Origin of the sequence: Nonomuraea sp. NPDC004580 (assembly GCF_040609855.1) — a bacterium.
In the GTDB taxonomy this organism is placed as follows: Bacteria; Actinomycetota; Actinomycetes; order Streptosporangiales; family Streptosporangiaceae; genus Nonomuraea; species Nonomuraea salmonea.
Window position 1 is genome coordinate 68,913 of sequence record NZ_JBEXLH010000038.1, and the last position, 11,981, is coordinate 80,893.

The following is an 11,981-nucleotide window of genomic DNA, read 5'->3' on the forward strand; positions in this document are numbered from 1 at the left end:
TTGCCATCTGTGGCACTCGGTGTCATATTTGGGCCCATGCTCTCATATTCGTTGCGAGGAAAGACGGCTCTGGTGACGGGCAGCACCGGCGGGATCGGCAAGGAGACCGCACGCGGCCTGGCCGCGCTCGGCGCCCGGGTGATCCTGGTCGGCCGCGATCCGGGACGCGCCAGGCAGGCCGCCGCGGAAACCGGCGGCGAGGCCATCGCCGCCGACGTCACCCGCCTGAGCGAGCTGACCCGGCTCGCCGCCGACGTGGCCGCCCGCTGCGACCGCCTGGACGTCCTGGTCAACAACGTCGGCGCCCACCCGCCGCGCCGCACCCTCACCGAGGACGGCGTGGAACTCACCTTCGCCGCCCACGTGCTGGCGCCGTACACGCTCACCCGCCTGCTGCTGCCCCTGCTCGCCGGCCGGGTCGTCAACCTCACCGGCGGCATCCCCGGCACCCCGATCGACCCGGGCAACCTGCAAGCCGAGCGCCGCTATCTGGGCTGGACGTTCAGCCAGTACAACCACACCAAGACCATGCTGATGGCGATGAGCCTGCGCTTCGCCGAGCAGGTGGCCGGCACCGGCGTCACGGTCAACGTCGCCTACCCCGGCCACGCCCACACCCCGATGAACCAGACGATGACCATGGCCGGCTTCCCGTACGCCTACCGCCCGCTCGTCCCGCTCCTGCGCCTGGCCGCGCCCCGGCTCCTCGCCGACCTGGCGAGACCGGCCCGCTCCAGCATCCACCTCGCGTCGAGCCCCGAGGTGGAGGGCGTCAACGGGGCGTACTTCGACGCGAAGTGCCGGCGTAAGGACTGGCCCGATGCCGCCCTCGACCGCCGAGCCCAGGACGCCGTCTGGGCGCTGTGCGAGGAATTCACCGAAAACCGCGCGCCGGCGTGTCGAGACGGCCGGGACGGCTCCGACTGACGGGTGACGGGCGACGGCGGCGAGCGGCTGCACGCGTGGATGGCGGGCGAGGGCCCCGGCGGCGCGGCCCGGCTTCGTGGTCACCCACCGCACGAGGGAGGACCTCATCGGCGACAACGGCGGCCGGTTCGCCTTCGACGGGCTGGAGGCGGCGGCGCGGCGCGCCAAGGAGGCCGCCGGCGGCAAGGACGTCCTGGTGCTGGGCGCGGAGGTGGCGCGGAGCCTGCTCAGAGCGGGTCTGCTGGACGAGGTGCACCTGCACGTGATGCCGTTCCTGCTGGGGGAGGGGACGCCGCTGTTCGCCGGCGAGCGGGCCGAGCTGATCCCCGTGGGCGAGCCGGTCGGGGGAGCCGCGACCCACCTGCGCTACCGGGTGAAGAGGGCTTGAGGGCAGGCCCTGCGTGGGGTTCACTGGAGGCACCGGCGCGTACGGAGGAGCCGCCCATGGCCAGGCACGGTGAGCACGCTCTGGTCGCTCGCATGATCGTGGCGGCGCTGCTGCTCGCGCTCGTCTACGCCGTTCCCGTCGCGTGGCTGGTGCTCGCCGGCGGCTGGGCCGTCGCGGCGGCCGGGCTCGTGGCGGCGGTCGCGGCGCAGTGGTGGTCGGCCGAGTGGCTGGCCCGCAGGATGGCGGGCGCCCGGCTGGTGGACGCCGAGCAGGAGCCCGTCCCGCACGCCGTGCTCGACCGGCTCTGCGCGCTCAGCGACGTGCCGAAGCCGCGCGTCGCCGTGACCGAGGACGCCTTCCCCAACGCCTGCACGGTCGGCCGCTCGCGGCGGCACACCACCGTCGTGGTCACGCGTGGGCTGCTCGACCTGCTGGAGCCGGACGAGCTCACCGCCGCCCTCGCGCACGAGGTCGCGCACGTCAGGCATCGGGACGTCGCGTTCATGACGGTGGCAGGCTCACCCGCGGCCGCGATGACGTGGGGAGCGCGGGTCGCGGGCGGCTTCGTGCGCCGGAACCGTGGGCCCCGGTCGTTCGTCCGCCAGTTGTGTGACCTGCCGCTCGCGGTCCTGCTGTACTGGCTCTATCCGCTGATCCTGCTGTTCGGCCTGGTCGGGCTGGTGGCGCAGCTGCCGCTGCGGGCGCTGTCGCGCTACCGCGAGCTCGCCGCCGACCGTGACGCCGCCGTGCAGACCGGGCGGCCCGCCCTGCTCGCCGCGACCCTGCTCAAAGTGAGTCAGAACGCCATCATCCCGCGTACGGACCTGCGCGCGGTCCTGTCCATGGCGAGTCTGGTGCCCGCCAAGCGGGCCCGGTTCTCCTGGTGGTCCACGCACCCGGGCATCGCCGAGCGCGTGGACCACCTGACCTGACGATCAGGGCCAGGTGCACGAAGTCCACGGTGTCATCCAAGGTGTCGCTGTCCTGTTGAAGCGCAGGTGGCAGCGGTACGCCGACCTGCCCCAGCGGCCACGACCCGCCCCGCCCGTGATCGAAGCGTTATGGGTTGCGCGGCCTTCCACCGTTTCCCGGCCCGGCCTCAGGGCAGTCGCGGTCCCATGGCTACTCTTCTTTGGATTCTCGCCGTCATCCTCGTCGTCGCCGGTGTCTACGTGCTGCTGGCCCGCCGCGACATCCTCTGGGGCATCGTCCTCATCGTCGTCGGACTGCTGGTCGGCCCCGGCGGGGTGAGCATCTTCAACGTCTGACGCCCGGCACGACCGGGCCCCCACGCGGGCCACGTCCGGCCGCGACCGCGCGGCCGGCCTGCCCGTACGAAACGTCCCCCGCACACCCACTGAGGAGAAAGCGCTCCATGGACGCCATCGTGCTGCTCAAAGACGACCACAAAACCGTGGAGAAGCTGTTCAAGCAGTTCGAGAAGGCCGGGCCGAAGGCCCACAAGGAAAAAGAGAAGATCGTCGCCCAGGTCATCGAAGAGCTGACCGCGCACACGTACATCGAAGAGACGATCTTCTACCCGGCCGTCCGCGCCGACGTGCCCGAGACCGACGACCACGTCCTGGAGAGCGTCGAGGAACACCACGTCGTCGTCTGGATGCTGTCGGAGCTCAAGAAGCTCGACCCCGCCGACGAGCACTACGACGCGAAGATGACCGTTCTCATGGAGAACGTCCGTCACCACGTCGAGGAGGAGGAACAGGAGTGGTTCCCCCAGGTCCGCGAGGCCCTGGGCCGCAAGCGGCTGCAGGAGCTGGGCGAGCAGATGGCCCAGGCCAAGAGCGAGGCGCCCCGGGACCCCCTGAAGATCCCCAGCGCCACCCAATGACCACCTGAACAGGACCGCTCACAACGGGACCGCGCCGCATCCGGCGCGGTCCCGTTCTGATCACCGCATGCCCTGCCGCTCGCGCAGGACCTCCACGCCGTCGCCGGTCAGCTCGTCGCAGTACGCCGCCCGCCCGGTCATCGCCATCACCAGCGCCAGCGTGGACCCCGACACCAGCGGCCCCGACCCCGTCGCGAACGGGCCGTCCTCGGCCGCGAGCCGCAGCCCGGCGATCCGCTTCTTGCCGGGCAGCACCATGTCGGTGCCCTGGTAGTACTCGGCAACGCGGGTGAGGGTGCCGATCGGGTAGGAGCGCCGGATGCCCAGAGGCCGGCGGATGTCCTCACCGTGCACGATCGTCTCGCCGAGCATCGCGATCACCGGCAGCGGCGGCTTCGTGGTGCTGGTGACGACCCGGCGGAACCGGCCGAGCGTCTCGCCCGCGTCCGCGCCCAGCTGCTCGGCCAGCCGCATCGCGACCTGCCGGTCGAAGTCGAACCGGCACCGGATCACGCCCGCCAGCCACCGCACGCCGTTCAGGCTCGCGCCGGAGGTGAGGTGGGCGAGCACCTCGCGCACGCTCAGCCCCTCGCACAGGGACGGCGTCGCCCACCGCTCCTCGGTCAGCCCCGCCAGGTCGTCGGCCAGCGCCGCCCGCTCGGCGTGCACCAGCGCCCAGCCGCCGTCCGGGGGAGCGGCCTGCCGTCGTGCGTTCGTCATATCGTCCCTCTTCATAACTTTTGTAACGGTCAGCAGGTACGGACTCGCGCGGCGCCCCGAAATCATCGCTCGCCGGGTCAGGTGCGTGGGGCGTACATGATGACGAGGACGCCGGCCAGGCAGACCAGGGCGCCGATGACGTCCCAGCGGTCGGGGCGGAAGCCGTCCACCACCATGCCCCAGGCCAGCGAGCCCGCCACGAACACCCCGCCGTAGGCGGCCAGGATGCGGCCGAAGTTCGCGTCGGGCTGCAACGTGGCGACGAAGCCGTACAGGCCGAGGGCGATGACGCCGGCGCCGATCCACAGCAGCCCTCGCTGCTCCCGGACGCCCTGCCAGACCAGCCAGGCGCCGCCGATCTCGGCGAGGGCGGCCAGGGCGAACAGCAGCAGCGAGCGCAGGATGGTCATGGGAGGTAGTACATCGCACCTCAGGGGGTGCTCGTCCGCGGAGTGATCCGCAGGCCCTTCGCGGTGAGACGTTCCGTCACTCCCTTGAGGTCGTCGGTGAGGTGATGGAGCGCGTCCAGATCCCGCACCCACGCGGCCACTTCCGGCTCGGCGGGCAGCCGGAACCGGATGCCCTGGGCGGTGAACCGGGGGCGCCGCTCGTGCGTACCCGTGTGTACGCGGCTGGGAGTGGTGCCTGATGACGGTTCATGCGCGGTTCGATGCTCGGGCGGGGGCGCGCCTGAGCACCCAGTGGTACTCGATGGTTTACGTCGTTGCCTTGGCCGGTGTGGGGGCGCTGGTCCTGGTAGGGGCGTTGCGGTTCGGGGGCGGGGCCGGGGTGCCGCAGGTCGCGGGGTTGCCCACTGCCGGGCCGGTCACCGAGTGGGGATTGCCGCTGGTCCGGCTGGTGTACGAGGTGTGTGCGGCGGCTTGTGTGGGGACGTTGCTGGCGGCGTCCGTGCTGGCGCCGGCCGCAGCGCCCGAGCGGGAGCCGTGTCTGCGGGCGGCCGGGTGGTGGGCGCTCGCGTGGGCGTTCTCCTCTCTGGTGACCTATCTGCTCACCTTGTCTAGCTTCATTCCGATGCCGGTCGGCGAGCTGCTGGCCCGGCCGGACATGCTCGGGTTCGGCGCGGGGCTGTCGCAGACGCGGGCGCTGCTGCTGGTCGTGGCCGTCACGTTCGTGGTGGCGACCGCGACGATGGCGCCGCGCCTGCCGCGCTGGGTGCCGCTGGTGATCGCGACGGCGGGGCTGCTGCCTCCCGCGTACGTCGGCCACGCCGCCTCCGCCGGCGACCACGACCTCGCGGTGTCCGGGCTGATGGTTCACCTGGCGGCGATGGCGGTGTGGGCCGGCGGGCTGGGCGCGGTGCTGGTGCACTTCCGCCGCTCCGGCGACCTGCCGGTGGTGCTGCGGCGCTTCAGCGCGATCGCGCTGTGCTGCTTCGCCGCCGTCGCCTTCTCCGGGGCGGTCAGCGGCTGGGTGCGGCTGGGCACGCCGTCCGACCTGTGGCAGAGCCCGTACGGGATGCTGCTTCTCGCCAAGGTCGCCACGCTGGCGGTGCTGGGGTGGTTCGGGTGGACGCATCGGCGGCGCACGGTCGCGGGCGTCGCCGACCGCAGCGTGCGCAGGACGTTCGTCCGGCTGGCGGCGGGCGAGCTGGTCGTGATGGCGGTGGCGATGGGGCTGGCGGTCGGCCTGGCCCGCACCCCGCCTCCGGCGGACGGCGAGGCCGGCGCGCACGCCCATCCGGCGCTGGAGTACGCACTCGCGCCCTTCTCCCCGGCCGCCCTGATCACCGAGGTACGGCTGGACCCGTTGGCCGTGCTGCTGCTCGCGGTGCCCGCCGTCGCGTACCTGGCCGGCCTGCGCCGGGTCCGGGACTGGCCGCGGGCCCGCACGATCGCCTGGTACGCCGGGCTCGCCCTGGCCGCGCTGGTGCTGCTCGGCGGGGTGAGCGGGTACGCGCGGGCGATGCTGTCGGCGCAGGTGCTGCAGCACGTGGTGCTGGCGCTGGTCGTGCCGCTGCTGCTGGCCGCCGGGGCGCCGGTCACGCTGGCGGCGCGCTCCGCCACCCTCAGGAGGCGGCTCGGCCCGCTCGCCGCCGTGGGCTTGGCCGTCGCCTGGCCCGCGCTGGCGCTGCTCCTGTACGGAACGGGCTGGCTGGCCTGGTCGATGACCGGTTACGCCGAGCACCTGGGCACCGAGCTGCTGTTCCTCGCCGTGGGCCTGGTGACGGCGTGGGCGCTGGTGGGCGCGGACCGGCCGGCCCTCCCACCCGGGTGGCGGGGCCGGCTGGCGGCAGTGGCGGGCCTGACGTACGTGGGGGTGGGGGCGTACCTGCTGCTGGCGTCCCCCGTCGCGGCCCGCTGGTTCGCCCTGGCCAGACCCCACGACGCCCCCGACCTCATCACCGACCAGTACCTGGCGGGAGCGCTGCTCCTGGTCATTTCCTTGCTCACGCTGACCGCGTTGCGTAAGGCTCAGTCCGTCCAGTGAAACCAGGCGTCGAACACCGTGTACGGCGGATTGCCCAGGAACGTCTCCACCTGGAGCCCCGCCGGCAGCGGCCGGCCCAGCGTCGCGGGATCGAGGAGCGTGATGTCGTGACGTTCCAGCACGGCGGCGACCTGCCGGAACTCCTGCCCCCACCCCTCCGGCGCGGCAGCCGCGACTCGGTCCAGGACGGGAAAGTCCCGGCTGCCCGCGCCTGAAGGGCCCGAGCTGTGGACGGCGGGGTGGAAGATCGCCGCCAGCGGCGCGAGCCGGCACAGAGCGAGGGGGAGCCCTTCGACGTGCGTCCAGCCGTCCTGCGAGCGGCGGGCCGACCCGTCGCGCCTGGTGACGAGGACCGCGACGAAGGAGGCGTAGCCCGACCCGTAGTGGCCGAAGCCGGCCTCGTGCACGGTCAGCGCCGGCATGCGGCCGAGGTCCGCGACGATCCACCGGTAGAAGCCCTCGACCGCAACTGGTCCACCCGCCCAGGAGCCGTCGCCGATGGCCGGCTGGTCGGCGGCGGCGTACCGGAGCGCGGCCGGATCGGTGGGGTCGCTCACGCACGCCCTCCTTCGCGACGGTTCCAGCAGATCTACAATGTAAGGCGGCGCGCTCTGAGGACACGTCGAGCAGCTGCCTCAGCCGCGTGCCGCGGCCTTGATCGCCCGCGCCCCGGCCGCCGCCCAGGACGACTGGTCACGCGCACTCGCCGAAGTTTCCGTCGCCGATCTGGCTGCCGACAGCGACGTCACCGCCATGTCCGGCGTACACCGCCCGCTGACCACCACTAGAAGCTGACGCAGGGGTCTCACGCGGGTTCATCCACCAGCGGCACCGGTAGCCGGCGGAGTGTCGGCGCGATCAGGCCGAGCTGGACGCCCAGCGCGTGCGGGTCCACGGTGTCGAGCGGCTTGAGGGCGGTCGCACCCAGCCGTGCCCAGGCCGCGCCGCCCGGTGACCCCGGCTGGTCGCGGACGGCGGCGAGGGTGACGTGCGGGCGTCGCTCGAGGTCGCTGAGCAGCCGCTGCCAGTCGTGCCCACGCGGGCATGGAGCGACCTCCCTGTTCAGAGCCGGCGGGTGCGGCGGTCGGTCGCCGATGACCAGCAGCGTCGTCCGCTGGGGGCGGCGGGCGGCGTCGAGCCGGTGGACGACCGTGGCCAGCATGTCCTCGATCTGGGCGGCACGCGGGTAGCCGAGGTCGGCGGCGCCCAGCCAGCCCAGCGATGCCAGGGCCTCCTGCGGTGAGGCCAGCCAGTCGGTGACGATCACGTCTTCGCGGCGGCCCTGCCGGTCGGTGACGATCACGCCGTGCCGGTCGAACCGATGCCCTCCGTAGGCCAGCAGGCCGACGCGGAGCGTCCCGGGCAGGGGGAGGCGTCGCTGCGCGGTCCTGATGACCTTCTCGGCGCAGTCGAGCCGGGTGGCGACGCGTGCGGCGGGGCCGGAGACCTCGATCGCGCAGATGAGGTGCACCGGCTCGACGGGACCGAGCGCGGCCGGGATCGCGTCCATCAGTTCGGCCACGCTGCGCTGGTCGGGGACGAGACCGGTGGGCGACAGGAACTCGACGTCGCCAGGGCCGCGGAGCCTGGCCGTGACCCGGTGCGGGCCGGGCCGCATCGGGGCCGACCAGGCCGAAAGCAGGACAGGTGTGGCGCCGTCCGAGGTGATCACGGCGAACACCAGGTCGTGTTCTGCCTCGCTGTGCACGGTCAGCGTCGCGACGTCGCCCTGCCGGGAGCATGCCTCGAACAGCACCCTCGAGGTGAGCCTGATCTGCCCGGTGGCCGGGTCCACGCGGGCGGCGAGCAGGCCATGGGCGTGCCTGATCGGGACGGCGGCGACCGCCTGGGCGAGGAGTTCGTCCAGGTCGGCGCCGTTCGCGATCAGGACGGGGGCGTCCGGGTGAGCGGCGCGTAGCCGGCGCAAGGCGTCCGCCTCCTCAGGGGTGGTGTCGATGAGGAGGACGTCGTCGTCCGGCCCGGGGGCTGCGGTGGCCGGCGACAGCCGCGGTACGCCGATGTCGTCGATTGCGATCCGGAAGGCGGCGGCCGGTGCGAGGACCTTGAGCGACCGGCCCGGCGAAAGTCCCGCGACAGCGGTGGAAAGTGCCTCGCACATTGCCGCATGCTCTCATACGAGACCGGCGTGCTGGCCTAGGATGCTGGCGGCGGAGAGGGCGGTGATGCGAGGCTTTCTGATCTACCTGAGCGGTGCCCGGCCTGACATCCTCGCCCGGTGCCCGACGGAGACGCCCAAATTTTTGGGAATCGGCGGCGCGGTGCTCATCACGAGCCTGCTGGCGTTCATCTCCATGATGTTCGCGCTGGTCTCGGTGATGGGCGCCAACGTGATGACCACGTCGGTCTTCAGCCTGATGTGGGCCCTGTGCGTTCTGCACCTCGACCGGTGGATGGTCACGTCCCTGTCCCCACGCGGCCCGGGGCGGTTCATGGTCGTCCTGCCCAGGGTCCTGATGTCCCTGCTGATGAGCATTCTCATCAGCACTCCGCTGGTCCTGCAGATCTTCAAGCCGGAGATCGACGCACAGATCGTCGCCATTCAGAAGCAACGTACGGAAGAGTTCCAGCGCAACCTCACAGAGGGGAGGCTGGGCTCGGAGATCGCCCGCTTGGCCGAAGTGGTGCGCGTGCTGCGCAACGTGATCAACTCAGGCGGTGAGAAGGGGATCGATCCGGACGTCGACCCGAGGATGAAGACGTTGCAGGCCGCGCGGATCAAGGCGCAGCAAGACGCGGACAAATTCTACGACGAGTGGCAGTGCCAGCTCTATGGCGGTGAGCAGTGCGAGGTGCGGGGGGATGGGGCGCTGGCGCGCAAGGCGCAGGAGAGCTATGACTCCGCCCGGCGCAGGCTCGACGCGCTGACCCGGCAGATCGACGATCGGAAGAAGTTCCTCACGGCGAGTGGTGAGCAGGCGAACCAGGCCAGGCTCAAGGAGGCCACCGACGATCTGCGCGGCTACCAGGACCAGCTCGACCGGCGTCTTGAGCAGCGGGAAGCGCTGCGCGAGAACTTCAACGCGGAGAACCACAACTCAGGGGGCCTGCTCCTGCGCCTTCAGGCGCTCAACGAGGTTTCGGCCCGCGATAGCACCGTCTACGCCGCCATGGTGCTGCTCTTTCTGTTCCTGACGCTGATCGAGTGCCTGCCGGTGGCCGTCAAGCTCATGCAACGACCGGGACTGTACGAACGGCTCCTCGCCGAGCACGAGTACGCGGTGCTGCTGGAGCTTGAGGCGAGGATCGCGGCCCTGGACCACGACGGCGCCAGGGTCACGCTTGAAGAGGTCTGGGAACGCGAGGAACACGAGCCGGACCAAGCGGTCGTCACTCGTCCCCCGACCGACGAGGACCGGCAGGCCCAGCAGGATCGGGAGCTGCGCACGATGAGGGACGCCCGCCCTCCCACCGGCCCGCGGCCCGCAGAGGGCGGCGATGGCTGACGCCGGGACCGCTCCCCAGGGGCTGTTTCCTTGGGACGAGCTCGCCGGCGCCTGCCGCGAGGATCCCCGCATCCGGTTCTACGTCGATCGCGAATCGCCTCGCGCCACGGCCGTGCGCCAGCTCGTGAGCTGGGAGCACGTTCTGGCGGAGAGCAGCAGGGACCGCGCCTTCCGCGACGCGATCGCGCTCGACAGCTACGCCGAGTTCGCCCGGCTCGCCCATGCCGGCACCCGGGTGAGGACGGACTTCGAGCGGCTCGCCGCCGGATTCAGCCCGGCCGCCCTGCGACACTTCCTGGCCACCAGGACGGTACTCCTGCTGCTCGCCGCACTGTCGCTGCTGGTCTCCTCATGGGCCGGGCTTCTGCTGTTGTCGTGCCAGATCGTGGCGGTGGCGTTGATCCCGGTGGCCGGTCTGACCTGGCGCGCCGGGCGGGCCGCGCGCAGCCTGCCGAGACTCCTGCTCGCCGCCCTCGCCGCCGTGACCGCCCTGACCGTGCCGGCAGCGGCAACGGTGGCCGGGCTGCCGTTCTCGTACGGTTCGCTCCTGCTCATGGGCGTCTCCGCCTGCCTGTTCTGGATTCTGGCGGTGAGTCACGAGGGGCGGCCGCTGAGCCGGCGGGCGAAGATGTTCCTGCTCCTGCCCAGCCTGGCGGGCCTCGAGAGCCAGGCGGCGCGGGCCAGGCGACGCTGGCTGGAGGACGCCAGCGAGAACGCGGTCATGCCGGAGCTGATCCAGACGATCAACCGGCTGCTGCAGCCTTCGCTGGGTACGCGGCTGCTGGTCCAGGACACCGCGCGGCTGCGGGCGATCTACCACCCGGGGCTGCTGGTGCCCACGAGGGCCACCCGGCGGGCCCAGGAGGCGCTGCGGCGCTCGGACGGAGCCAGCATCGCCGTGGCCGGGCCGCGCGGCTCGGGAAAGACCACGTTGCTGCACGGGCTGTGCGGGGGAGACGCCACGTTCTCGGTCGTGGTGCCATCACCCGTGCACTATGTGCCCAAGGAGTTCCTCACCGAGCTCTTCCAGCGCGTGTGCACCGCGTACATCACCGACCAGGGGTTCAGCGCCGAACGCGTGAGCGTCCTGAAGAGGCGCGGGAGCCTTGCCCGCTACCTGCGCGTGGCCGGCCCGCCGATGCTCCGGGTGATGCTGGCCTGCGCGCTGGCCGCGCTGCTGTTCTGGACGCTCACCGACGAGCTGGCCTGGCTGCGCGACGCGGTGGCCACGTTCACCGGCGGCAACATGGACGCCATCCGGGAGGCGTTCGCGTCCTGGTGGGCCGGTGACCACCAGGCCGTCCAGATCGCGCTGCTGCTGCTGATCATCCTCGTCGTGCCGAAGCGGGACTGGCGGCGGTTGTCGTGGCAGTCGGAACCGCCGCTCGTCAGGGAGGCCAGGAGGCACTGCCAGCGCCTGCAGGCCGAGCAGACCGCGACCACCCAGGCCAGTGGCGCGCTCCCGCTGCTGCAGGCCGCGTTCAACCGGAGTGTCGCGGTGAAGGTTTTGCCTTGGACGATGCCGGAGCTGGTCGGTCACCTGTGCAGGTTCCTGGGGGAGGTCACCAGGACCGAGCATGCCCGGGGCCGCCGGGTGCTGATCTGCATCGACGAGGTCGACAGGATCGGCTCGGCAGAGGCGGCCACGCGCTTCCTCAGCGAGATCAAGGCGATCTTCGGTTCGGTGAATTGCTACTTCCTCGTCGCCGTCGCCGACGAGCTGGGCGCCGCCTTCTCTCGCCGCGCCATCACCGGGCGCTCCCACGTCGACAACGCCTTCGACGAGGTCATCTCGTTGGAGCCGCTGTCGTTCGAGTCGTCCAAACAGCTTCTGCAGCGCCGTGTGCCCGGATTCACCGACGCGTTCGTGCGGCTCGTGCTGGCGCTGTCCGGCGGGCTGCCGCGCGAGCTCATCCGGGTGGCGCGCCGGCTCGTCGAGATCAACATCGAGTTCGAGTACGAGCTGCGTCTGCCGCAACTGGCCGACCGGCTCGTACGGGAAGAGATCCACGAGGCGGTCACCGGCACCAGGAGCCAGCTCGCCGGCACGCTGATCAGCCCGGAGTGGGGCGCGGTGCTCGACCGGCTCCGCCTGCTCGACGGCAACGGGGAGCAGGAGGGGGGGGGGGGGGGCCGCGGGCAACGCGGGGGGGGGGGTTGTGGGGGGGGGGGGGGAGAGGGCCCG

12 protein-coding genes are annotated in these 11,981 nt (G+C 71.9%); 8 read left to right on the top strand and 4 right to left on the bottom strand.

From position 1 onward, the window contains the following. The first annotated feature begins 36 nt into the window (after positions 1–36). From ABZW11_RS30870 to ABZW11_RS30890, 5 genes are all read left to right on the top strand, one after another. Complete coding sequence (locus ABZW11_RS30870; RefSeq protein WP_355424594.1) at positions 37–927, top strand: SDR family NAD(P)-dependent oxidoreductase; 891 nt, start codon at positions 37–39, stop codon at positions 925–927. 76 nt (positions 928–1,003) lie between these two features. After that, positions 1,004–1,315 carry a dihydrofolate reductase family protein gene (locus ABZW11_RS30875; protein WP_355424597.1) on the top strand — a complete coding sequence of 104 codons (312 nt, stop codon included), beginning with the start codon at positions 1,004–1,006 and terminating at the stop codon, positions 1,313–1,315. A gap of 56 nt (positions 1,316–1,371) precedes the next feature. Further along, entirely contained in the window at positions 1,372–2,247 is an 876-nt protein-coding gene (locus ABZW11_RS30880; RefSeq protein WP_355424600.1) for a M48 family metalloprotease, read from the top strand. Positions 2,248–2,433: 186 nt separating this feature from the next. Then, the gene (locus ABZW11_RS30885) at positions 2,434–2,583 is read left to right on the top strand and encodes a GPGG-motif small membrane protein (protein ID WP_345405630.1); all 150 of its coding nucleotides are present in this window, start codon (positions 2,434–2,436) and stop codon (positions 2,581–2,583) included. Positions 2,584–2,690: 107 nt separating this feature from the next. After that, positions 2,691–3,164 carry a hemerythrin domain-containing protein gene (locus tag ABZW11_RS30890; protein ID WP_355424604.1) on the top strand — a complete coding sequence of 158 codons (474 nt, stop codon included), beginning with the start codon at positions 2,691–2,693 and terminating at the stop codon, positions 3,162–3,164. Between the two features lie 60 nt (positions 3,165–3,224). Here ABZW11_RS30890 and ABZW11_RS30895 read toward each other — a convergent pair whose 3' ends face one another. Continuing rightward, a complete protein-coding gene (locus ABZW11_RS30895) occupies positions 3,225–3,884 on the bottom strand; it encodes a maleylpyruvate isomerase family mycothiol-dependent enzyme (RefSeq protein ID WP_355424607.1) in 660 nt (219 codons plus the stop codon). 77 nt (positions 3,885–3,961) lie between these two features. Then, the gene (locus ABZW11_RS30900; protein ID WP_345405636.1) at positions 3,962–4,294 is read right to left on the bottom strand and encodes a YnfA family protein; all 333 of its coding nucleotides are present in this window, start codon (positions 4,292–4,294) and stop codon (positions 3,962–3,964) included. A 301-nt stretch (positions 4,295–4,595) separates the two neighbouring features. On the opposite strand from ABZW11_RS30900, the gene ABZW11_RS30905 reads away from it, so the two are divergent. Continuing rightward, entirely contained in the window at positions 4,596–6,332 is a 1,737-nt protein-coding gene (locus ABZW11_RS30905; protein WP_355424610.1) for a cytochrome c oxidase assembly protein, read from the top strand. Here ABZW11_RS30905 and ABZW11_RS30910 read toward each other — a convergent pair. Both ABZW11_RS30910 and ABZW11_RS30915 read right to left on the bottom strand, forming a co-directional pair. Beyond that, positions 6,317–6,889 carry a hypothetical protein gene (locus tag ABZW11_RS30910; RefSeq protein WP_355424613.1) on the bottom strand — a complete coding sequence of 191 codons (573 nt, stop codon included), beginning with the start codon at positions 6,887–6,889 and terminating at the stop codon, positions 6,317–6,319. The two genes, ABZW11_RS30905 and ABZW11_RS30910, sit on opposite strands and share 16 nt — an antisense overlap. A gap of 248 nt (positions 6,890–7,137) precedes the next feature. Beyond that, positions 7,138–8,451, bottom strand: coding sequence for a hypothetical protein (locus tag ABZW11_RS30915; RefSeq protein WP_355424616.1), 1,314 nt, complete (start codon positions 8,449–8,451; stop codon positions 7,138–7,140). Here ABZW11_RS30915 and ABZW11_RS30920 point away from each other — a divergent pair. Continuing rightward, positions 8,432–9,796 carry a DUF4407 domain-containing protein gene (locus ABZW11_RS30920; protein WP_355424619.1) on the top strand — a complete coding sequence of 455 codons (1,365 nt, stop codon included), beginning with the start codon at positions 8,432–8,434 and terminating at the stop codon, positions 9,794–9,796. The genes ABZW11_RS30915 and ABZW11_RS30920 overlap by 20 nt on opposite strands. Then, the coding region (locus tag ABZW11_RS30925; protein ID WP_355424622.1) for a hypothetical protein at positions 9,789–11,981 on the top strand (2,193 nt) is incomplete at its 3' end. The genes ABZW11_RS30920 and ABZW11_RS30925, both read left to right, overlap by 8 nt.

Coding starts and splice junctions, on each gene's coding strand:
- ABZW11_RS30870 (WP_355424594.1), top strand. CDS start 37: ATGCTCTCATATTCGTTGCGAGGAAAGACGGCTCTGGTGACGGGCAGC.
- ABZW11_RS30880 (WP_355424600.1), top strand. CDS start 1,372: ATGGCCAGGCACGGTGAGCACGCTCTGGTCGCTCGCATGATCGTGGCG.
- ABZW11_RS30885 (WP_345405630.1), top strand. CDS start 2,434: ATGGCTACTCTTCTTTGGATTCTCGCCGTCATCCTCGTCGTCGCCGGT.
- ABZW11_RS30890 (WP_355424604.1), top strand. CDS start 2,691: ATGGACGCCATCGTGCTGCTCAAAGACGACCACAAAACCGTGGAGAAG.
- ABZW11_RS30895 (WP_355424607.1), bottom strand. CDS start 3,884: ATGACGAACGCACGACGGCAGGCCGCTCCCCCGGACGGCGGCTGGGCG.
- ABZW11_RS30900 (WP_345405636.1), bottom strand. CDS start 4,294: ATGACCATCCTGCGCTCGCTGCTGCTGTTCGCCCTGGCCGCCCTCGCC.
- ABZW11_RS30905 (WP_355424610.1), top strand. CDS start 4,596: ATGGTTTACGTCGTTGCCTTGGCCGGTGTGGGGGCGCTGGTCCTGGTA.
- ABZW11_RS30915 (WP_355424616.1), bottom strand. CDS start 8,451: ATGTGCGAGGCACTTTCCACCGCTGTCGCGGGACTTTCGCCGGGCCGG.